Below are 19,585 nucleotides of genomic sequence, written 5' to 3'. Positions count from 1 at the left end.
GGTTACTCCCCTTTGCCGCCGGCGGCTTTATCAGCTGCCTGAGCGGGGGCCGGGTTCTTTGTCGCTACGTTGGTGGCTTCGGTCGGGTTCACCTGGACGCCCGGACGAACGTATTGCAGCCCTTCGGTGATCAGACGATCGCCGGCTTTCAGGCCGTCTTCGATCAGCCACTGGCTGCCGACAGTGCGGCTGGCCTTGAGCTGACGCAACTCGACCTTGTTGTCTGCGCCGACGACCAGAGCGGTCGGGGTGCCTTTGAGGTCGCGGGTCACGCCTTGCTGCGGTGCCAGAATGGCGGCGGCGTTGACACCGGCCTGCAACTGGGCGCGGACGAACATGCCTGGCAGCAGGGTGTGATCCGGGTTCGGGAACACTGCACGCAGGGTTACGGAACCGGTGGTCGGATCTACCGTCACTTCGGAGAATTCCAGCTTACCGTCGAGTTTGTACTGGCTACCGTCTTCAAGGGTCAGCTTGACCGCTGCCGAGTTGTCGCCAGCCTTTTGCAGACGACCGCTTTCCAGTTCGCGGCGCAGTTCCAGCAGTTCTACCGACGACTGGGTCACGTCAACGTAGATCGGGTCGAGTTGCTGGATCACCGCCATGGCGTCGGTCTGGCCATTGCTGACCAGTGCACCTTCGGTGACCGAAGAGCGACCGATACGCCCGGAGATCGGCGCGTAAACCTTGGTGTAACGAACATTGATCTGCGCGCTCTGCAACGAGGCTTCGGATTCCATGCGGTTGGACACGGCGGTGTCGTATTCCTGACGGCTCACAGCCTGCTCATCGACCAGTTGCTTGTAGCGGTCGGAGATCGACTTGGTCGAACGCAGGTTGGCTTCGGCGCTTTTCAGGGTCGCTTCATAGACCGACGGATCGATCTGATACAGCTGCTGGCCGGATTTTACGTCGCCGCCTTCCTTGAACAGACGCTTGAGAATGATGCCGTTGACCTGTGGTCGAACTTCGGCAATGCGGAACGCACTGGTGCGCCCCGGCAGTTCCGAGGTCAGGGTAAAGGCTTGTGGTTGCAGGGTGACAACACCGACCTGAGGGGGCGGAGGGGCCGGTGCCGCTTCTTCCTTTTTGCATCCGCTGAGCAGCGATGCCAAGGCGACGGCAGTGACCAGAGCGGTAACAGCTGGCTTGAATTGCATGAAAATCCTCGGGTCAGGCGCGCACATTGCGCACAAGAAGTGTGGAAGGGTAAAAAAATCGGGCCGGGTGGATAAGTAGCTTGCTAAGGAATATACTTACGTTCATGGTTGTTTGTAAACACCTTGGCGTCGTACCCACCCTGTTACAAAAGTCGTCGCAAGGTTTGAAATTGTAGGCCGGGGAGTCGATTCGCGAGAGATCACCCCCATATTTATTCAGCGGATATTCAGCCATCCCTGAAACATCCTGTTTGAGGTTTTACTGCCATGGTCCGTCGCACCAAAGAGGAAGCTCAGGAAACCCGAAGCCAGATTCTGGAAGCTGCCGAGAAAGCCTTTTATGAAAGGGGCGTTGCCCGCACCACGCTGGCGGATATCGCGACCCTGGCCGGTGTCACGCGTGGTGCCATCTATTGGCATTTCAGCAACAAGGCCGACCTGGTGCAGGCCATGCTCGATTCGCTGAAGGAACCACTGGATGAATTGGCCAAAGCCAGTGAAAGCGAGGACGAACTCGACCCGCTGGGTTGCATGCGCAAACTGCTGATTCATTTGTTTCATCAAGTTGCGCTGGACCCGAAGACCCGCCGCATCAACGAAATTCTGTTTCATAAGTGCGAATTCACCGATGAAATGTGCGATTTGCGCCAGCAGCGCCGGGAGGCCAGTCTCGATTGCAACCTGCGCATCGGTCTGACCCTGCGTAATGCGGTGAATCGCGGCCAGTTGCCGGAAGATCTCGACACTGCCCGTGCGGCCATCAGCATTCATGCTTATATCGATGGCCTCCTGTATGGCTGGCTTCTGGCGCCGGACAGCTTTGAGCTGCATGCCGAGGCCGAGCGTTGGGTCGATACAGGACTGGACATGCTGCGCTGGAGCCCCAGCCTGCGCAAATGAAACAAAATTCGCAGTCGGCACAGCTTATGTCAATTGGCCTGCCTTTATATAGGTTTGCGGCGCGCAGTTTATACATAGCGAACTACGTATTTTGTAGGGATTTTGTGTCTTCCGTGTGAACGAATGTTAGCTACGCGACCATTGCAGACCCAATAAAAAGCCCCCGACTCTCACAAGTCGGGGGCTTTTGCGTTTCTGCGCTGTGGCTTACAGCGTCGGGTAGTCGATGTAGCCGACCGGGCCTTTACCGTAGAACAGCTCTGGACGAGCGTCGTTGAGCGGCGCGTCAGCCTTCAAACGTGCCGGCAGATCCGGGTTGGCAATGAACGGCACGCCGAACGCGACAGCGTCAGCCTTGCCGCTGGCCAGCCACGCATTGGCGCTGTCCTTGGTGAAGCGTTCGTTGGCGATGTACGGGCCGCCGAAGGCTTCTTTCAGTTGTGGGCCAAGGCTGTCGGCGCCTTCTTTTTCACGGGAGCAGATGAAGGCGATGCCGCGTTTGCCCAGTTCACGCGCGACGTAGGTGAAAGTCTCGGCGAGGTTGTCGTCACCCATGTCATGCGAGTCGGCACGCGGTGCCAGGTGCACACCGACGCGGCCGGCGCCCCAGACTTCGATGGCGGCATCGGTCACTTCGAGCAGCAGGCGCGCACGGTTTTCCAGCGAGCCACCGTAGTTGTCGGAGCGCTGGTTGGTGCTGCTTTGCAGGAACTGGTCGAGCAGGTAACCGTTGGCGCCGTGGATTTCCACGCCGTCGAAACCGGCAGCCTTGGCGTTCTCGGCACCGGTGCGGTAAGCGTCGACGATGTCGGCGATTTCAGCGGTTTCCAGTGCGCGCGGCGTCGGGAAGTCGGCCAAAGGGCGAACCAGGCTGACGTGACCTTTCGGCTGCAGAGCGCTTGGTGCGACCGGGGTTTCGCCATTCAGGTACGACTCGTGGGAAATACGACCGACGTGCCACAGTTGCAGAACGATCTTGCCGCCAGCAGCGTGGACTGCCTTGGTCACGTTGCTCCAGCCACGAACCTGATCGTTGGACCAGATGCCCGGGGTGTCCGGGTAACCAACGCCCATCGGCGTTACCGAAGTGGCTTCGCTGAGGATCAGGCCAGCGGACGCGCGCTGTACGTAATATTCGGCCATCAGTGCGTTCGGCACGCGACCTTCGTCGGCGCGGCAGCGGGTCAGCGGCGCCATGATGATGCGGTTGGACAGCTCAAGGTCGCCCAGTTTGATCGGATCGAAAATTGTTGCCATGAGATACAACCCTCGTGAGGTAATTAATGAATCAACGGGTAGCAGTGGCCAGCTCGGCATTGCCGCTCTGACGGAAAGTGATCAGCGTGACCAACAGCGCGAGCACCGCCAGTACAGCGGCCGCGAGAGGCACGCTGGTCAGGCCGAAGCCGTGGGCGATGACGCTGCCGCCGACCCAGGCGCCGAGGGCGTTACCGACGTTGAACGCGCCGATGTTCAGGGTCGAAACCAGGTTCGGCGCCGCTTTGCCGAAGGTCACTACGTTGATTTGCAGTGCCGGTACGGCAGCGAACGACGCGGTGGCCCAGAGGAACAGGGTGATTTCAGTCGGGATCAGCGCGACGCTGGTCCAGCTCAACACGGTGGAAATCACCGCCATGGACACGAACACGCCGATCAGCGTGGCGCCGAGGCGTTTGTCCGCCAGTTTGCCGCCGATGATGTTGCCGACGGTCAGGCCCAGGCCGATCAACAGCAACGTCCAGGTCACGCCTTTTGGCGAAACCCCGGTGACGTCGCCAAGCAATGGCGCAACATAAGTGAAGAGAGTGAACATCGAGGCGGCGAACAGTGCGGTCATGCTCAGCGACAGCCAGATCCCGGCACCCTTGAGGGCGGCCAGTTCGGCGCGCATGTCGAGTTTTTCTTCGTCACGTTTGGCTGGCAGAAAGCGGATCAGGCCGATCAGCGCAATCACACCAATCACTGTCACGGCCCAGAAGGTCGAGCGCCAGCCGGCTTCCTGACCCAACGCCGTACCCAGCGGCACGCCGAGGACGTTGGCCAAAGTCAGACCGGTGAACATCAGTGCGACAGCCGAAGCGCGCTTGTTCGGTGCAACCAGACCTGCCGCTACCACCGAACCGATGCCGAAGAACGCGCCGTGGCACAGCGCGGTCACGACGCGTGCAAACATCAGCACGTTGTAGTCACTGGCAATCGCGCAGAGCAGGTTGCCGACAATAAAGATGCCCATCAACGCCACCAGTGCGGCCTTGCGCGGCAACCTGGCGGTGGCCAGTGCCATGAACGGCGCACCGATGGCCACGCCCAGCGCGTAGCCGGTCACCAGCCAGCCGGCTCCGGGAATCGACACACCGAGATCGGCCGCCACATCGGGCAGCAGGCCCATGATGACAAACTCGGTGGTACCGATGGCGAAGGCGCTGAGGGCCAGAATGAGTAGCGAGAGGGGCATCGTTGATTCCTTGTGGGCTGGCCGACGTTAAGGGTCAGAGCTCTTTACTGAGGGTGCTGAGGAACGCTTGAATCACGTCCTCGTTACGTTTGAAAAAGTGCCATTGACCGGCCTTCTGGCTGCTGATCAGTCCCGCCCGTTGCAGGGTCGCCAAGTGTGCGGAAACGGTCGATTGCGACAGGCCGCAGCGCTGATCGATCTGTCCGGCACAGATGCCGTATTCGTGGTTGTGCAGTTGTTCCGGGAACTGGGCTTTCGGGTCTTTCAGCCAGTTGAGGATGTCTCGCCGTACTGGGTGCGCCAGGGCTTTTATTATTTCGTCGAGGTCGAGGTTCATGGCAGGGTGCTCGGGTGTGTAAAACGCTATATCGCGATGAGGCGAACTTTAAATCGGTACTTCGCGATATACCAATATGATTTTGATCTGATGACCGTGTAAATCGGTATATCGGGTTATAACGATATATGGAGTGCAACGATGAAGGCGCGCAGTGCTAAGCTGCGCCCATGAACTATCTCGCACATTTGCACCTCGGTGGCCAGCGCCCCGGTCAATTACTCGGCAGCCTGTATGGCGATTTCGTCAAAGGGCGGTTGCAAGGGCAGTTTGCGCCGGAGATCGAGGCGGCGATTCAACTGCACCGACGCATCGACGTGTTCACTGACCGTCATCCGCTGGTGCTCGTCGCGCTCGAGCGGTTTACCGATACGCGTCGACGTTATGCCGGGATCGTTCTCGACGTATTTTTTGATCATTGTCTGGCGCGAGACTGGCAACTGTATGCCGAAGGGCCGCTGGCGCAGTTCACCTCGGATGTGTATCGGGTGCTGTCCAGCGAACGCGAGTTGCCCGAGCGTCTGGCGAAAATCGCCCCGCACATGGTCGCCAATGACTGGCTGGGCTCGTATCAGGAATTTGAAGTGCTGGATCAGGTGCTGCGCGGGATCTCCCGGCGCCTGAGCCGGCCTGAAGAGCTGGCGGGGGCGATGCAGGAATTGCGGCGGTTGTATGAACCGTTGAGTGACGACTTCCGGTTGTTCTATCCACAACTTCAAGACTTTGCCCAGCATCAGTCAACACCCTGAACCCCTGTAGGAGTGAGCCTGCTCGCGATAGCGGTGGATCAGTCAAATCAGTATCAACTGACAGTCCGCTATCGCGAGCAGGCTCACTCCTACACGGGACCGGTATTCAGGCTGCGATCAATTCGCCTGTGCGACGTGGTTCCGCAGGTTTCGCAATCTCGCCAAACAACGCCTTCTGCACCGCCTGCTGCGCGTCGAACGCCAACGCCGCACGCTCCCGGCCTTCGCAGGCAATCGGCTTGAGCAGATGAATTTCCACATCACCCCGATCATTGCTGAACAGCCGCATCAGGTGCGACAGCAAATCGTCATCGCCAATAAACGGTGCCAGGGTATCGATTTCACCCTCACGCAGATAACGGATCGCCACTGGTTGCAGTTGCACCTCTGAATCAATCGCCGCCGACAGCAAACGCCCGTGAAAGGTACGCAGCGAACGGCCATCAGTAGTAGTGCCTTCCGGGAACATCAGCAGTGGATGATCGGTTTGCAGATGACGGGTCATCTGTTTGCGGATCAACTGGCTGTCACCCGATCCACGGCGGATAAACAGACTGCCAGCCTTCGCCGCCAACCAGCCGGCCACCGGCCAGGTGCGCACTTCGGCCTTGGACAGAAACGACAGCGGCGTGAGCATGCCGAGCAACGGAATGTCGGTCCACGACACATGGTTGCTGACCCACAGCATTGGCTGCTTCGGCAGTTCACCGTGAACCGTTACGCGAAAGGGCAGGGCGTTGCTCAAACGCGCCATGAAAAAACGCGACCAGCGCTGGCGGCGCTGCATCGAATGCGCCAGGCCCAAGCGTTCGAAAACCCCGAAGAGGCTGGCCATGCTCAAGCCCAGCGCCACCACTATCAGCACTCGCGCAATTCGCGCGTACACCCGCAACCGGCTCATTACATTGCCGCCTTGAAGTGTTTGGCGTAACGCGGGCAGAGTTCGTCGCGCTTGAGCAGGATGAATACGTCGGCAACCTGGAAGTCTTCGTCCCAGCACGGCTCGCCGCAGATCTTTGCGCCCAAACGCATGTAAGCCTTGAGCAGCGGTGGCATTTCGGCGATCACGTTCGACGGAATATCCAGCGACGGCAGCGGTTTTTTCGGTTCGGCGCGCAGGTGTTCGGTGCACAGATAACGTTCGCGCAGACGTTGCATGATCGCGTGCGCTTGCACGCCGCCGTCCTGCATCGGAATGCTCGCGCAACCCATCAAGTAGCTGTAACCGCCCTGATTCAACACTTCGGCCAGCTCGCCCCATAACACCGCGATGGTGCCGCCGTTGCGGTACGCCGGGTCAACACAGGTGCGGCCAATTTCCAGAATCGGCCCTTGCAGATGCGCGAGGCCGTGCAGACTGAACTCTTCTTCGCTGTAGAACTTGCCAAGGCTGCTGGCGGCGGTGTGATCGAGCAGGCGAGTGGTCGCCACCAGGCGGCCGGTGTTCAAGTCACGCACGCCGATGTGGCTGCAGTGAACATCATAATCATCCATGTCCAGACCCAGTTCCGCGCCCTTCAGCTTGGCGTTGAACTCGCCGCTGAACACGTTGAAGCGCAGGGCCTGGGCTTGCTGCAAGGCCTCGGCGCCGATCAGGCGTTCGGCTTGCAGACGGCGTTCATTGCCGGTGTCGCTGATGCGGGCGATCTGAGTCATTTGAATCTCCGTACGGGCCTTTAACCCGTCGTGGGTTACAGCCGATCGACTTTCTTTATGCCGCTGTGTTGTGCAAAGTCAGGCTATGTAGCCCCGGTGTCATCGCCATGAAAGTTTGGTGATGCTTATATGACAGCCCACAAGGAGCCTCTTATGCCCTGGCCAACCCTGCTCGAAAGCCGTGAACGATTGCCCGCCGTTGCTGATCTGGCGGAGGGATTTGCCACGCTGCTGCATCAACTGGGCAGCGTCACGCCGTTCGAATTGGCGGTGGCTGGTGGGCGGCGAATGGCGACCCCGGGGCTGGCGTTTTTGGTGGGTTATCAAGCGGCGTTGCGGATGCTGTGGCCAAGTGCGCCGCTGAGTCTCGGCGCGTTATGTGCGACCGAACAGCGCAGCTTGCGCCCGGCAGACATGCAGACCCGGCTCACGGATTTGCGCTTGAGTGGACGCAAGGATTTCGTCACCGCTGGCGATGCGGCGGATTGGCTACTGATCGCGGCACGCAGTGAGGCCCCCGGCGAAACGCCGCGCCTGAGTCTGGCGGTGGTCTATCCCGGCGAACCCGGCGTGCGTGTGGAGAAACTGCCGGCGTTGCCGTTGATGCCGGATGTCAGTCACGGTCGGCTGCACCTCGACGATGCACTGTGCGAATTGCTCGCGGGCGACGGTTGGGATGCCTATGTGAAGCCGTTTCGCAGTCTGGAAGATTTGTATGTGCTGAGCGCAATGACCGCGTGGTTGTACGGCGTTGCTCAGGACAGCGACTGGCCGCAGGCCCTGCAACTTCGTTTACTAGCGCTGTTGGCCGGGTGTGCGGAGGTCAGTCGGCAGGCGCCGAACAATCAGGCGGGGCATGTGTTGTTGGGCGGGTTGTTTGCGCAGTTTGACGGGCTGAAGCCTGAAGTCGATCAAGCCTTGGCCGCAGGCAATCCCGAGTGGGCGGCGATGTGGCAGCGCGACCAGGCCGTCATGCAAATGGCCGCAGGAGCCAGAGCCAAGCGCTTGGCCAAGGCTATGGCGTTGAATTGACGGGCCCTATCGCGGGCAAGCCCGCTCCCACAGGGTTCTTCAGTGCACACAAAATTTGTGAACAACTGCGGAACCTGTGGGAGCGGGCTTGCCCGCGATGGCGGTTGCAAGAACAGCAGAAACCTCAAATCTGTCATCAATACAGAATAGTCTCAGCAGGTTCTCCCCAAGAGCCCTCAACATGTTCAAAGGCCTGTCCCTGTTTCTGCTATTGATCAGCCTCACGGCCCATGCCGAGCAGTGGCCCATCGAACAATGGCCGACTGGCCCGCAAATCAGCGACCCCGCAGTCCAGACTCTGGAGGCCTACGCCTTCCCACCCCGCGACGACAGCACCCGCCAAGGCATTCGCACTGACGCCCTGCTGGTGATCCGCGACGGCCAACTCATCTACGAACACTACGCCGGCCCGACCACGGCTCAAACGCCGCACCTGACCTGGTCGATCAGCAAGAGTCTGATGGCCACGGTGTTTGGCGTTGCCTACGGCGAAGGCCTGTTCAAACTGGATGATCCAGCGCAGAAGTTTTATCCGGCGCTGGAAAAACATCCCGCAATCACCATCGCCGATCTGTTGCACTGGGCCTCGGGTCTGGACTGGCAGGAAGACTACGAATACGCCCCGCTGAAGTCTTCGGTGGTGGCGATGCTCTACACCCGTGGTCATCGCGACATGGCCGCGTTCACCGCCGATCACCCAGCCTACGCCGCGCCCGGGCAAGCCTTTCGATATTCCAGTGGCGACAGCAATCTGCTGGCGGCGGCGCTGAAGACTATCGTTGGCCCGCAGCGCTATCCGGACTATCCGTGGACCGCGCTGTTCGAACCATTAGGCATCCGCCGCGCCGTGTGGGAAACCGACGCCAGCGGCACACTCGTCGCCTCGTCCTATGCCTACCTCACGGCGAGGGATCTGGCGCGAGTCGGGCTGTTGATGATGCGCGACGGACGCTGGGGCGAGCGGCAATTGCTGCCCAAGGATTGGCTCGCGTTCAATCGCACACCCTTCGCCGGTTACAAGGCCCATCAGGACGAAGCCGTGCCGGGCGGCCAATGGTGGCTCAATCGCCCGGCGGACGGTGCCGCCTCACCCTGGCCGGATGCACCGCCCGACACCTTCGCCGCGCTCGGTCATTGGGGGCAGGCCTTGTACGTGATCCCCAGTGAAAAACTGGTGATCGTGCGCTATGGCGATGATCGTGACGGCAGCTACCGTCACAACGAACTGCTCAAGCGTGTGCTTGCGGCGGTGCGGCCATGAAGTTGCTCAAACGAATTTTGCTGGTGCTGCTGATCGTGCTGCTCGGTTGGGGCTGGCTCGAACGCGAAAACTTGTGGGCCTTCCCGGACATCATCAGCGCGTACACGGCGAAGGAATATTGTTCGTGCCGTTATGTGATGAACAACGACGCCGAATACTGTCGCGGCTACGTGAAACAGTGGCTGCCGACCAGCACCTTCAACGATGACCCGATCAGCAAGACCATCACTGTCAGCGGCATGGGCCGCAGCAACAGCGCGCAATGGCGGAGCGAACACCAAGGCTGCCGTCTCAATCCCTGATGTGCATAAATGCTCGCTGTGAGAGGGCAGGCAGTGATCTTTTGCTCTTGAGGTTTGCAATAACCCGGCAGGCAGTTAAGGTTCGTGCAGGTTTATCGGCCCCACGGGTTTTCAATGTTCAACCGTTCCCTCTATAAAACCCTCGCCAGCGTGCTGCTGACCGCCGCCGCATTGCCGGCTCAGGCCAATTGGTATCTGGACGGCGAGTCGTCGCGGCTGTCGTTCGTCAGCACCAAAAACGCCAATGTTTCCGAAGTGCAGCGCTTTCTGGTGCTGCACGGCAAAGTCGATCCCGATGGCAAGGCCGAAGTCGAAGTCGAACTGGATTCGATCAACAGCGGCATTCCGCTGCGTGACGAGCGTATGCGCAAGGAGCTGTTCCAGATCGAGCAATTCCCGGACGCGACCATCACCACGCAAATCGATCTGCGCCCGATCAATGATCTGGCCCCCGGCGCACAGCTGGAATTACGCCTGCCGCTGACCGTCAACCTGCACGGCAAGCAACACCAATACCCGGCCGAACTGCTCGCCACGCGTCTGGATGATCGACGCTTTCAAGTGGTGACGCTGGAGCCGCTGGTGATCAACGCCGAGGATTTTGATCTGACGCCGGGCCTCGAAAGCCTGCGCAAAATGGCCGGCCTGTCGGCCATCAGTCTGTCGGTACCGGTGGGTGCGGTGCTGATTTTCACGGCGCGCTGACATGCGCGGCGCGGTGTTCCCTTGGCGTGACGGCAACCGTTTCGAGTTGCTGATCGACGGCCCGCAATTCTTTCCGCGAATGCTTGAGCACATCGCTAAAGCCAAGGAACAGATCGAACTGGAGTTGTATCTGGTCGAGGCCGGCGCCTGTGCCGAAGCGATGGTTCAGGCGCTGGTGCAAGCCGCCGAACGTGGCGTACGCGTGCGCTGCCTGTTCGACGATTTCGGCAGCCTCGCATTCACCCTGAACCTGCGCCAGCGGCTGATCCACGCCGGGGTCGAGTTGCGTTTCTACAATCGCCTGAACTGGCGGCGCTGGGTGCGCAACTTCTACCGCGATCATCGCAAGTTGCTGCTGGTCGATCAGTGCCTGGCCGTGGTCGGTGGTACCGGCGTTACTGACGAATTCTGGACTCCGGGCCACGACACGAGCGAATGGCACGAAGTGATGGTCGAGATCAGCGGCCCGTTGGTGATCGACTGGCAATTGCTGTTCGACCGTCAGTGGATCGCCAACCGCTATCGTCGTGCCTGGCGACCGGCCGCGCATTTCGGCTTGCCGCGTTTGCCACGGGTGCCGGAAAAGGGCGAGGGCATGGGCCGTGTGGCGTATGCCGACGCCCGTCAGCACCGCGACATTCTGCAATCGCTGTTCCGCGCATTGAACAGCGGGCAGAAGCGTATCTGGATGGCCACACCGTATTTCCTGCCGACCTGGAAGATCCGCCGTTCTCTGCGCAAAGCCGCCGCCCGTGGTGTCGATGTGCGCTTGCTGCTGACCGGGCCGCGCACCGATCACCCGTCGGTGCGCTACGCCGGGCACCGCTATTACCCGCGACTGCTCAAGGCTGGCGTAAAAATATTTGAATACCAGCCGTGCTTCCTGCACCTGAAAATGGTGCTGGTGGACGAATGGGTGAGCATCGGTTCATGCAACTTCGATCACTGGAATCTGCGCTTCAATCTTGAGGCTAATCTGGAGGCGCTTGATCCGCAACTGACGGCGGCGGTGGCGGGGAGTTTCGAGCGCGACTTCGGCCTGAGTCAGCAGGTCAGTCTGGAGGAATGGCAGCGGCGGCCGTTGTGGCGGCGGGTGAAGCAGAGGATTTGGGGTTGGGTGGATCGGCTGGTGGTCAACATTCTCGATAGACGCGGCTAGCAGCCACACCTGAAATCATTGTAGGAGTGAGCCTGCTCGCGATAGCGGTGTGTCAGTCAGCATTGATTTGGCTGAATGACCGCTATCGCGAGCAGGCTCACTCCTACAGGGGGTTACAGCAGTTCGAAGCTCTGCTGCGTCACGTCCTGCGAATCCAGGCCGATCTGCACGTTGAACTTGCCTGGCTCTGCCGCGTATTTGAGCTGGGCGTTGAAGAACTTCAGGTCATCCTCGGTGATGGTGAAGTGCACGACTTTCTGTTCGCCGGCCTTGAGCATGATCTTCTGGAAGTTCTTCAGCTCCTTGACCGGGCGAATCATCGAGCCGGTGACGTCCTGGATGTACAACTGCACCACGGTTTCGCCGTCACGTTTGCCGGTGTTCTTCACCATGACGCTGGCGTCGAGTTTGCCGGTGGTGTTCAGCGTGGTCGACGACAGTGCCATATCGCTCAGGCTGAAATCGGTGTAGCTCAAGCCATAACCGAACGGGAACAGCGGGCCGGTGGTGTCATCGAAATACTGCGAGGTGTAGTTGCCCGGTTTGCCCGGCGTGAACGGCCGGCCAATGCTCAGGTGGTTGTAGTAGGTCGGAATCTGGCCCACGGAGCGCGGGAAAGTCACCGGCAGTTTGCCCGACGGGTTGTAGTCGCCGAACAGCACGTCAGCGATGGCGTTGCCACCTTCGGTGCCGCTGAACCAGGTTTCCAGAATCGCGTCAGCCGAGTCTTTCTCTTCGAGAATCGTCAGCGGACGGCCGTTCATCAAGACCAGCACCAACGGCTTGCCGGTGGCTTTCAGCGCACGGATCAGCGCACGCTGGTTTTCCGGGATGTTCAGGTCGGTACGGCTCGACGACTCGTGGGACATGCCACGGGATTCGCCGACGGCTGCAACGACGATGTCGGCATCCTTGGCGGCTTTCACCGCTTCGTCGATCAGCACGTTGGCCGGACGTGGATCATCAACCACTTCCGGCGCATCGAAGTTTAGGAAGTTCAGGTAATCGAGAACTTTCTTGTCGCTGGTGATGTTGGAGCCACGGGCGTAGATGAGGTTCGATTTATCGCCGATAACGTTGCTCATACCGTCGAACAGGGTCACCGACTGCGCTGGTTTACCAGCCGCCGCCCAGCTACCCATCATGTCGATTGGCGCCTTGGCCAGCGGGCCGACCAGCGCGATTTTCGCGGTTTTCTTCAGCGGCAGTGTTTCGTTCTGATTCTTCAGCAACACCTGGCTGCGACGGGCAACGTCACGGGCTTCGGCTCGGTGCAAACGGCTGTCGGCGTAAGTGTCGACCGGATCATCTTCAGCCTTGCCGATGCGCAGGTAAGGGTCTTTGAACAGGCCCATGTCGTACTTGGCGGCGAGCACTTCGCGCACGGCGTTATCGATGTCTTTCTGTTCGATCTCGCCGGACTTCAGCAGCCCCGGCAGCTCTTTTCCGTACAGGGTGTCGTTCATGCTCATGTCGATGCCGGCCTTGATCGCCAGCTTCGCCGCTTCACGCCCGTCGCGGGCCACGCCGTGCTTGATCAGTTCGAAGATCGCGCCGTGGTCGCTGACCGCCAGGCCTTTGAAGCCCCAGTCCTTGCGCAGCAGATCGTTCATCAGCCAGGTGTTGGCGGTGGCCGGAATGCCGTTGATCGAGTTCAGCGCGACCATCACGCCACCGGCACCGGCATCAATCGCAGCGCGGTACGGTGGCAGGTAGTCCTGGTACATCTTCACCGGGCTCATGTCGACGACGTTGTAGTCGCGACCGCCCTCGACTGCGCCGTACAGGGCGAAGTGTTTGACGCTGGCCATGATGCTGTCGGCGGCGCTCGGCGTGGCGCCCTGATAGGCGCGAACCATGACACCGGCAATGCGCGAAGTCAGGTAGGTGTCTTCACCGAAACCTTCGGAGCTGCGGCCCCAGCGCGGGTCGCGGGAGATATCGACCATTGGCGCGAAGGTGATGTCGAGGCTGTCGGCGGCGGCTTCTTTGGCAGCGACGCGCCCGGACTTGCCGATGGCGTCCATGTCCCAGCTCGACGCCAGGGCCAGCGGAATCGGGAAAATCGTACGGTGACCGTGGATCACGTCGTACGCGAAAAACATCGGGATCTTCAGCCGGCTGCGCATCGCTGCGTCCTGCATCGGACGGTTTTCCGGGCGAGTGATCGAGTTGAACGTGCCGCCGATATTGCCGGCAGCGATCTCTTTGCGGATCAGCTCGCGGGGCATTTCCGGGCCGATGCTGATCAGGCGCAACTGGCCGATCTTCTCGTCGAGGGTCATTTGCTTCATCAGGTTACTGATGAACGCGTCCTTGTTTTCCAGGGGTGCCGGGGTCGTGGCGGCCAATACTTGATGACTGGCCAGGCTGACGAACAGACCCAGCAAACACAGCTTCTTCATGAATATTTTTCTCACGGGCACAAACGGCAATGAAATACCGGCCAGCCAAAAGTTAGGGAGCGTCTATTGTTGTTCGGGTGCTGATTCAAAAATCAAAGCCGAATAAACACCGCCAATGGTTGACGGCATCATCGCGCAGGGCCTCTTTTTAGCCCATTGGCCCGTTGCAATCCAGTGGCGCGGGCGATTATGCCCCAAGAGCCGCTACAGGATGTTTCGCGGTCGGTTTTTTCATGAAATGTGTCAGGGAGCATCAGTCTGATGAATGTAAGTCCAACCTACCGCTCGCGTTTGCAGGTCGCCACGCTGCTGGTGCTGGCCACGCTGTTGACCGCTTGCGGCATCAACAATATCCCGACCCTCGACGAACAGGCCAAAGCGGCCTGGGGTCAGGTGGAAAACCAGTATCAGCGCCGCGCCGATCTGATCCCCAATCTGGTGGAAACCGTCCGTGGTTATGCCAAGCATGAAGAGGAAACCCTGACCGCCGTGGTTGAAGCGCGGGCCAAGGCGACGTCGATTCAGGTCGATGCCAGCACCCTCGACAACCCGGAAAAACTCAAACAGTTCCAGCAGGCGCAGGATCAACTGAGCGGCGCGCTCAGTCGCCTGATGGTGGTGTCCGAGCGTTATCCGGACTTGAAGGCCAACCAGAACTTCCTGGCCTTGCAGTCGCAACTTGAAGGCACTGAAAACCGGATCGCTGTGGCCCGCCGTGATTTCATTCTGGCGGTGCAGAAATACAACACCGAGATCCGCACCTTCCCCGGTCGTTTGTGGCATTCGGTGATGTACAGCGATCTGCCGATCCGCGAGACCTTCGAAGCCACCACCCCCGGCGCGGAAAAGGCCCCGGAAGTGAAGTTCTGATTCTTCATCACGGCTGAGGTTGCCCATGCGTGTGTTGAAAATGGGCCTGGTGTTGATGCTGTGGCTGTTCGCCGTCAGCGCCCGGGCCGAGTTGACGTTCCCGGCGCTGAGCGGGCGAGTGGTGGACGAGGCGCAGATGATCGAGCCCTCGGTGCGCGCGCAATTGAGCCAGCAGTTGCAGGCGCATGAACAGGCGACCGGCGAGCAATTGGTGGTGGTCACGCTGCCTGATCTGCAAGGCACCACGATCGAGGATTACGGCGTTCAACTCGGTCGCCACTGGGGCATCGGGCAAAAGGACAAGAACAACGGTGCATTGCTGATCGTCGCCCGGGATGAGCGCAAATTACGCATTGAAGTCGGTTATGGCCTGGAAGATCGCCTGACCGATGCGCAGACTTCAGTGATCATCCATCAGGTCATCACCCCCGCATTCAAGACCGGCAATTTCAGTAAGGGCATCAGTGACGGCGTTGCCGCGATGCTGGTGGTGCTGGGCGGCAATCCGCTGGATGAACCGTCGACGGTGTATCAGTCAAACGGTGATCCGGCGGATGATTTCATCTCGCGGCATCCGCTGCTGTTCGTGTTTCTGGTGATGTTGTTCATCCTGACGGTGTTTGTCTGCCAGATGCTCGGTATCCTTCCCGCCGGTCGGGGCGGCTCCGGAGGAGGGGGAGGCTTTGGCGGTGGTGGATTTGGCGGCGGCGGTGGAGGCGGGGGCTTCAGCGGCGGCGGGGGCAGTTTCGGCGGCGGTGGTTCGTCCGGCGGCTGGTGACGACATAACAATAATGATCAGGCACTTTTCAACATGGCATTACTGACAGAACACGAACAACGCAAAGTTGCCGAGGCGATTGCCCGGGTCGAGCGTGAAACAGACGCGGAAATCGTCACGGTGCTGGCTGCCCGCGCCGATGACTACGCGTACATCCCGCTGTTATGGGCCAGTTTGCTGGCGCTGGTGATACCGGGCGTCGTGCATTACCTGACAGGCTGGCTGACCATGCACAGTTTGCTGGTGGTGCAGTGGGTCAGTTTCGTCGTGCTGTGCCTGCTGTTTCGTCTGCCCAAGGTCACCACGCATCTGATTCCACGCCATGTGCGGCACTGGCGTGCGTCGAATCTGGCGCGGCGGCAGTTTCTCGAGCAAAACCTGCACCACACGGTGGGCAGCACCGGGATGCTGATTTTTGTCTGCGAGGCTGAGAGGTACGTGGAGATTCTGGTGGATGAAGGGATTTCCAAGCGGCTGGACAACAAGACCTGGGATTCGATTGTCGCGGTGTTTACCGAGCAGGTTCGTCAGGGGCGCACGCTTGAAGGGTTCGTCACCTGCATCGAGGCGTGCGGTGAATTGCTCAAGGTGCATGTGCCGGTGACGCAGGTGAGGAATGAATTGCCGAACCGCTTGATTGTGTTGGGATAGATCTTTCGATTTTTGCCGTTCGGTAAATAAGAGCGTGTCCCTAACCCCCATCCCCCCTAAAATACTCGCCATTCCCGATTTGCTCCGCCCGAGGCTGTTTTTCCATGTCCGTCACCGCCCCCTCCGCGCCATATGCCAAACCTGCGCCGGATCATCACGCGCAGTTCATCGAGCTGCTGCAAACCAGCCTCGATCAGAATGATTTCATCAAACTGGTGCTGGCCAAGTACGTTGGTGACGAAGCCGAACTGCAGCGGATCATCATCAAACCGGTGACGGTCAAGGCGCAGCCGAATCTGTCATTCGTCTATCGCTACAAGACCCGCGACATCACCAAGAACCTGCCACTGGCCGAAGGAGTTGCAGCGGTTGCCGAACTGTTGCCGACCGCGTTCAAAAATGCGCACTTGTTGACCGTGACTGACGAGGCGCAGCTCGAATACAGCAAAAAGGGCAAGAGTTCGCTGTTCAAGAGCAAACCTCAGCAATTGCGCGAAGTGCCGTCCGCCGAGCACAACCGCGAGAAGAACCGCTTTCTCGAACTGAGCCGACCGTTCCTCAAGGACCTGGGCGTGACCAATGCCCAGCACGACTTGATTCCGGCGATGTCGCGCAAGTGGAAGCAGATCAACAAGTTCATCGAAGTGTTCAGCCATGCGCTGACTTCGTCGCCGCTGGCGCTGGACAAACCGGTGCGGGTAGCGGATTTCGGTTCGGGCAAGGGCTATCTGACGTTCGCCATTCACGATTACCTGCGTAACACCCTGAAGGCCGAGGGCGAAGTCACCGGCGTCGAATTGCGCGAAGAAATGGTCAACCTGTGCAACGCCGCAGCGGCGAAGCTGGAACATCCGGGGCTGGTGTTCAAGTGTGGTGACGTGCGCAGCGTGGCGCCGAGCGAGCTGGACGTGATGATCGCGCTGCATGCCTGCGACATCGCTACCGATTACGCGATCCACACCGGTATCCGTTCCGGCGCGTCGATCATCATGTGCTCGCCGTGCTGCCACAAACAGATTCGCCTGCAAATCCAGAGCCCGGCGTTGCTCAAGCCGATGCTGCAATACGGTTTGCACCTCGGTCAGCAGGCGGAAATGGTCACCGACAGCCTGCGTGCGTTGTTTCTCGAAGCCTGCGGTTACGAGACCAAGGTGTTCGAGTTCATCTCGCTGGACCACACCAACAAGAACAAGATGATCCTCGCGGTGAAACGCGCCGAACCGGTGGACCCGGCTCAGCTGTTGGTGAAGATTCAGGAGCTGAAGGACTTCTACAACATCAGCGAACACTGCCTGGAAACCCTGCTGCGCGCAGACGGTTACCTGAACTGACCCCATTCATGCAGGAGCTGCGGCACGCTGCGATCTTTTAATCTTGAAAACAAAGTCAAAAGATCGCAGCGTGCCGCAGCTCCTACAGATTAGGCAGTGGCTATGCGAGCCGGGCGGATGGCGGTTTTGCGGCCGAGGATGACTGTCGCGATCACGCCGCAGGCAAACACCCAGGTGATCGGCTCGACATGTTCACCGAAGAACAGCGCCGAAAACGCGATGGTGAAGAAGATCTGCAACAACTGGATCTGACTGACCCGGGCAATGCCGCCCATCGCCAGACCGGCGTACCAGGCAAAGAAACCGAGAAACTGCGAGAACAGCGCGACGTAGCCGAAGGCCCACCAGGTCTTGGCCGACACCGCGCCCTGATGTTGCAGTGCCAGATACAAAACCGGGCCGATCAGCAGCGGCGTCGACAGCACCAGGGCCCAGCAAATCACCTGCCAGCCGCCCATCTCCTTGGCCAGTCGGCCACCCTCGGCATAACCCAGCCCACCAACGGCAATCGCCCCGAGCATCAGCAAATCGCCAGCCTGAATGCTGCCCGCGCCGGTATACAACGCATAACCCAGCACCAGCGCACTGCCCAGTGCGGCGCAGGCCCAGAACGCTTTTGATGGTCGCTCATGGGACAACCACGCGGCATACAGCGCCACGCACAGTGGCTGTAAACCATTGACCAGCGCGCCGTGAGACGCCGGCAAGGTCTGCATCGCCCACGCCGACAGCACCGGGAAGCCGAGGATTACCCCGGCAATCACCAGGCTCAGACCTTTGATCTGCGTCCAGGTCGGCCATTTCTCTCGATGCCAAAGCAACAGCAACGCCGCCGGAATCGCCGCGAACAATGCGCGGCCCAAGCCGTTAAGCAGAGGATGGAGTTCCTGCACCACGATGCGGGTGAAGGGCAGGGTCAGGCTGAAAATCACAACCCCGAGCAGGCCGAGGGCCATGCCGGTGTTTTCGCGGGAGGACATGATGGCGAACCAGAATTGGAGGTGGCAGATACGTGCCCCATCTAGCCACAAACCGGGCAAATCGGGCTGTTACAGATAAGCACAGAGTTATCCATACAGTTTAAGGACGCCATCGCGAGCAGGCTCACTCCTACAGTTGAAATGCATTCCAATGTGGGAGCGAGCCTGCTCGCGAAGAACGATAACGCGGTAGTAGGCGGTTATTACCTGGCAGGGCAGATAAGGTCTACCTTGAATACTCCTGCCGTTCCCTTCCAGAGGAGTCCTCCCCATGGCTGAGAAAAAGATCCTGATGCTGGTCGGCGATTACGTCGAAGATTACGAAGTGATGGTGCCGTTTCAAGCGCTGCAAATGGTTGGTCATACCGTCCACGCGGTCTGCCCGGACAAAGCAGCAGGCAATACCGTACGCACCGCGATTCATGACTTCGAAGGCGATCAGACTTACAGCGAAAAACCCGGCCACCTGTTCGCCCTCAACTTTGACTTCGCCAAGGTCAATGCGGCTGACTACGACGCGTTGCTGGTGCCCGGCGGTCGAGCACCGGAATACCTGCGCCTGAACGAAAAAGTGCTGGAACTGGTACGCGCCTTCGACCAGGCCGGCAAGCCGATTGCTGCGGTGTGCCACGGTGCGCAACTGCTGGCGGCAGCGGGGATTCTCGAAGGGCGTGAATGCAGCGCCTATCCGGCCTGCGCCCCGGAAGTACGTCTGGCAGGCGGCACGTACATCGATATTCCAGTGACCGATGGCCACGTTCAAGGCAATCTGGCGACAGCTCCGGCATGGCCGGCGCATCCCAATTGGCTGGCCGGTTTTCTCGGTCTGCTCGGCACCAAAATCACCCTGTAAC

At 59.8% G+C, this 19,585-nt stretch carries 20 protein-coding genes; 12 read left to right on the top strand and 8 right to left on the bottom strand.

Translation table 11 applies throughout. The features are described 5' to 3' along the window. Positions 1–2: 2 nt before the first annotated feature. A complete protein-coding gene (emhA, locus tag ACTWLJ_RS00410; RefSeq protein WP_445179473.1) occupies positions 3–1,160 on the bottom strand; it encodes an efflux RND transporter periplasmic adaptor subunit EmhA in 1,158 nt (385 codons plus the stop codon). A 267-nt stretch (positions 1,161–1,427) separates the two neighbouring features. Here emhA and emhR point away from each other — a divergent pair, with 267 nt between their 5' ends. After that, positions 1,428–2,060 (top strand): efflux system transcriptional repressor EmhR, encoded by a 633-nt coding sequence (gene emhR, locus ACTWLJ_RS00405; RefSeq protein WP_445179472.1) that lies wholly within the window; start codon positions 1,428–1,430, stop codon positions 2,058–2,060. Positions 2,061–2,267: 207 nt separating this feature from the next. Here emhR and ACTWLJ_RS00400 read toward each other — a convergent pair whose 3' ends face one another. The 3 genes from ACTWLJ_RS00400 to ACTWLJ_RS00390 are packed head-to-tail and all read right to left on the bottom strand — an operon-like array spanning position 2,268 to position 4,852. Beyond that, positions 2,268–3,317 (bottom strand): alkene reductase, encoded by a 1,050-nt coding sequence (locus ACTWLJ_RS00400; RefSeq protein WP_445179471.1) that lies wholly within the window; start codon positions 3,315–3,317, stop codon positions 2,268–2,270. A gap of 31 nt (positions 3,318–3,348) precedes the next feature. Next, on the bottom strand, positions 3,349–4,515 hold the full coding sequence (locus ACTWLJ_RS00395) for an MFS transporter (RefSeq protein ID WP_445179470.1): 1,167 nt from the start codon (positions 4,513–4,515) through the stop codon (positions 3,349–3,351). Between the two features lie 34 nt (positions 4,516–4,549). Further along, positions 4,550–4,852 (bottom strand): ArsR/SmtB family transcription factor, encoded by a 303-nt coding sequence (locus tag ACTWLJ_RS00390; RefSeq protein WP_401215792.1) that lies wholly within the window; start codon positions 4,850–4,852, stop codon positions 4,550–4,552. A gap of 170 nt (positions 4,853–5,022) precedes the next feature. Between ACTWLJ_RS00390 and ACTWLJ_RS00385 the strand changes: the two genes are divergently transcribed. Continuing rightward, positions 5,023–5,601 carry an acyl carrier protein phosphodiesterase gene (locus ACTWLJ_RS00385; protein ID WP_445179469.1) on the top strand — a complete coding sequence of 193 codons (579 nt, stop codon included), beginning with the start codon at positions 5,023–5,025 and terminating at the stop codon, positions 5,599–5,601. Positions 5,602–5,707: 106 nt separating this feature from the next. Here ACTWLJ_RS00385 and ACTWLJ_RS00380 read toward each other — a convergent pair whose 3' ends face one another. Together ACTWLJ_RS00380 and olsB are read right to left on the bottom strand one after the other, a co-directional pair. Beyond that, a complete protein-coding gene (locus tag ACTWLJ_RS00380) occupies positions 5,708–6,502 on the bottom strand; it encodes a lysophospholipid acyltransferase family protein (protein WP_445179468.1) in 795 nt (264 codons plus the stop codon). Beyond that, positions 6,502–7,257 (bottom strand): L-ornithine N(alpha)-acyltransferase, encoded by a 756-nt coding sequence (olsB, locus tag ACTWLJ_RS00375; protein ID WP_401215787.1) that lies wholly within the window; start codon positions 7,255–7,257, stop codon positions 6,502–6,504. Before olsB ends, ACTWLJ_RS00380 begins: the two co-directional genes overlap by 1 nt. Before the next feature lie 153 nt (positions 7,258–7,410). Between olsB and ACTWLJ_RS00370 the strand changes: the two genes are divergently transcribed. The 5 genes from ACTWLJ_RS00370 to ACTWLJ_RS00350 all read left to right on the top strand — a co-directional run bounded on the left by ACTWLJ_RS00370 (position 7,411) and on the right by ACTWLJ_RS00350 (position 11,716). Further along, positions 7,411–8,289, top strand: a complete 879-nt coding sequence (locus tag ACTWLJ_RS00370; RefSeq protein ID WP_445179467.1) for an acyl-CoA dehydrogenase — start codon at positions 7,411–7,413, stop codon at positions 8,287–8,289. Between the two features lie 181 nt (positions 8,290–8,470). Next, the gene (locus ACTWLJ_RS00365) at positions 8,471–9,550 is read left to right on the top strand and encodes a serine hydrolase domain-containing protein (RefSeq protein WP_445179466.1); all 1,080 of its coding nucleotides are present in this window, start codon (positions 8,471–8,473) and stop codon (positions 9,548–9,550) included. Next, positions 9,547–9,852: an amidase gene (locus ACTWLJ_RS00360; protein ID WP_445179465.1), complete on the top strand. Its 306-nt coding sequence runs from the start codon at positions 9,547–9,549 to the stop codon at positions 9,850–9,852. The genes ACTWLJ_RS00365 and ACTWLJ_RS00360 overlap by 4 nt, the downstream gene beginning before the upstream one ends. A gap of 114 nt (positions 9,853–9,966) precedes the next feature. Continuing rightward, the gene (locus ACTWLJ_RS00355; protein WP_445179464.1) at positions 9,967–10,557 is read left to right on the top strand and encodes a YceI family protein; all 591 of its coding nucleotides are present in this window, start codon (positions 9,967–9,969) and stop codon (positions 10,555–10,557) included. A gap of 1 nt (position 10,558) precedes the next feature. Then, positions 10,559–11,716: a phospholipase D-like domain-containing protein gene (locus tag ACTWLJ_RS00350; RefSeq protein WP_445179463.1), complete on the top strand. Its 1,158-nt coding sequence runs from the start codon at positions 10,559–10,561 to the stop codon at positions 11,714–11,716. A 113-nt stretch (positions 11,717–11,829) separates the two neighbouring features. Here the strand turns inward: ACTWLJ_RS00350 and bglX are convergent, their stop codons facing one another. Then, positions 11,830–14,121 (bottom strand): beta-glucosidase BglX, encoded by a 2,292-nt coding sequence (gene bglX, locus ACTWLJ_RS00345; protein ID WP_445179462.1) that lies wholly within the window; start codon positions 14,119–14,121, stop codon positions 11,830–11,832. A gap of 261 nt (positions 14,122–14,382) precedes the next feature. Here bglX and ACTWLJ_RS00340 point away from each other — a divergent pair, with 261 nt between their 5' ends. From ACTWLJ_RS00340 to ACTWLJ_RS00325, 4 genes are all read left to right on the top strand, one after another. Beyond that, positions 14,383–14,991: a LemA family protein gene (locus ACTWLJ_RS00340; RefSeq protein WP_401215775.1), complete on the top strand. Its 609-nt coding sequence runs from the start codon at positions 14,383–14,385 to the stop codon at positions 14,989–14,991. A gap of 25 nt (positions 14,992–15,016) precedes the next feature. Then, positions 15,017–15,769 (top strand): TPM domain-containing protein, encoded by a 753-nt coding sequence (locus ACTWLJ_RS00335; RefSeq protein WP_401215773.1) that lies wholly within the window; start codon positions 15,017–15,019, stop codon positions 15,767–15,769. Between the two features lie 33 nt (positions 15,770–15,802). Further along, the gene (locus tag ACTWLJ_RS00330; protein WP_445179461.1) at positions 15,803–16,420 is read left to right on the top strand and encodes a TPM domain-containing protein; all 618 of its coding nucleotides are present in this window, start codon (positions 15,803–15,805) and stop codon (positions 16,418–16,420) included. 104 nt (positions 16,421–16,524) lie between these two features. After that, on the top strand, positions 16,525–17,751 hold the full coding sequence (locus ACTWLJ_RS00325; RefSeq protein WP_445179460.1) for a class I SAM-dependent methyltransferase: 1,227 nt from the start codon (positions 16,525–16,527) through the stop codon (positions 17,749–17,751). A gap of 89 nt (positions 17,752–17,840) precedes the next feature. On the opposite strand, the gene ACTWLJ_RS00320 is transcribed toward ACTWLJ_RS00325, so the two are convergent. Continuing rightward, positions 17,841–18,731, bottom strand: a complete 891-nt coding sequence (locus tag ACTWLJ_RS00320; RefSeq protein ID WP_445179459.1) for a DMT family transporter — start codon at positions 18,729–18,731, stop codon at positions 17,841–17,843. 271 nt (positions 18,732–19,002) lie between these two features. Between ACTWLJ_RS00320 and ACTWLJ_RS00315 the strand changes: the two genes are divergently transcribed. After that, positions 19,003–19,584, top strand: a complete 582-nt coding sequence (locus ACTWLJ_RS00315) for a DJ-1/PfpI family protein (RefSeq protein WP_445179458.1) — start codon at positions 19,003–19,005, stop codon at positions 19,582–19,584. The last annotated feature ends 1 nt before the right edge of the window (position 19,585 follow it).

The sequence above is a fragment of the Pseudomonas sp. McL0111 genome (assembly GCF_052567255.1).
Note: the sequence above shows the minus strand (reverse complement) of the source record. Positions and strands in the feature narration are given on the sequence as shown.

Bases quoted from the DNA above. Each gene is read 5' to 3' on its own strand.
- ACTWLJ_RS00380 (WP_445179468.1), bottom strand. From the start codon at position 6,502: ATGAGCCGGTTGCGGGTGTACGCGCGAATTGCGCGAGTGCTGATAGTG.
- ACTWLJ_RS00360 (WP_445179465.1), top strand. From the start codon at position 9,547: ATGAAGTTGCTCAAACGAATTTTGCTGGTGCTGCTGATCGTGCTGCTC.
- emhA (WP_445179473.1), bottom strand. From the start codon at position 1,160: ATGCAATTCAAGCCAGCTGTTACCGCTCTGGTCACTGCCGTCGCCTTG.
- ACTWLJ_RS00395 (WP_445179470.1), bottom strand. From the start codon at position 4,515: ATGCCCCTCTCGCTACTCATTCTGGCCCTCAGCGCCTTCGCCATCGGT.
- ACTWLJ_RS00390 (WP_401215792.1), bottom strand. From the start codon at position 4,852: ATGAACCTCGACCTCGACGAAATAATAAAAGCCCTGGCGCACCCAGTA.
- ACTWLJ_RS00400 (WP_445179471.1), bottom strand. From the start codon at position 3,317: ATGGCAACAATTTTCGATCCGATCAAACTGGGCGACCTTGAGCTGTCC.
- ACTWLJ_RS00320 (WP_445179459.1), bottom strand. From the start codon at position 18,731: ATGTCCTCCCGCGAAAACACCGGCATGGCCCTCGGCCTGCTCGGGGTT.
- emhR (WP_445179472.1), top strand. From the start codon at position 1,428: ATGGTCCGTCGCACCAAAGAGGAAGCTCAGGAAACCCGAAGCCAGATT.
- ACTWLJ_RS00385 (WP_445179469.1), top strand. From the start codon at position 5,023: ATGAACTATCTCGCACATTTGCACCTCGGTGGCCAGCGCCCCGGTCAA.
- ACTWLJ_RS00330 (WP_445179461.1), top strand. From the start codon at position 15,803: ATGGCATTACTGACAGAACACGAACAACGCAAAGTTGCCGAGGCGATT.
- ACTWLJ_RS00325 (WP_445179460.1), top strand. From the start codon at position 16,525: ATGTCCGTCACCGCCCCCTCCGCGCCATATGCCAAACCTGCGCCGGAT.
- ACTWLJ_RS00355 (WP_445179464.1), top strand. From the start codon at position 9,967: ATGTTCAACCGTTCCCTCTATAAAACCCTCGCCAGCGTGCTGCTGACC.
- ACTWLJ_RS00365 (WP_445179466.1), top strand. From the start codon at position 8,471: ATGTTCAAAGGCCTGTCCCTGTTTCTGCTATTGATCAGCCTCACGGCC.
- bglX (WP_445179462.1), bottom strand. From the start codon at position 14,121: ATGAAGAAGCTGTGTTTGCTGGGTCTGTTCGTCAGCCTGGCCAGTCAT.
- ACTWLJ_RS00350 (WP_445179463.1), top strand. From the start codon at position 10,559: ATGCGCGGCGCGGTGTTCCCTTGGCGTGACGGCAACCGTTTCGAGTTG.
- ACTWLJ_RS00335 (WP_401215773.1), top strand. From the start codon at position 15,017: ATGCGTGTGTTGAAAATGGGCCTGGTGTTGATGCTGTGGCTGTTCGCC.
- ACTWLJ_RS00370 (WP_445179467.1), top strand. From the start codon at position 7,411: ATGCCCTGGCCAACCCTGCTCGAAAGCCGTGAACGATTGCCCGCCGTT.
- ACTWLJ_RS00340 (WP_401215775.1), top strand. From the start codon at position 14,383: ATGAATGTAAGTCCAACCTACCGCTCGCGTTTGCAGGTCGCCACGCTG.
- olsB (WP_401215787.1), bottom strand. From the start codon at position 7,257: ATGACTCAGATCGCCCGCATCAGCGACACCGGCAATGAACGCCGTCTG.
- ACTWLJ_RS00315 (WP_445179458.1), top strand. From the start codon at position 19,003: ATGGCTGAGAAAAAGATCCTGATGCTGGTCGGCGATTACGTCGAAGAT.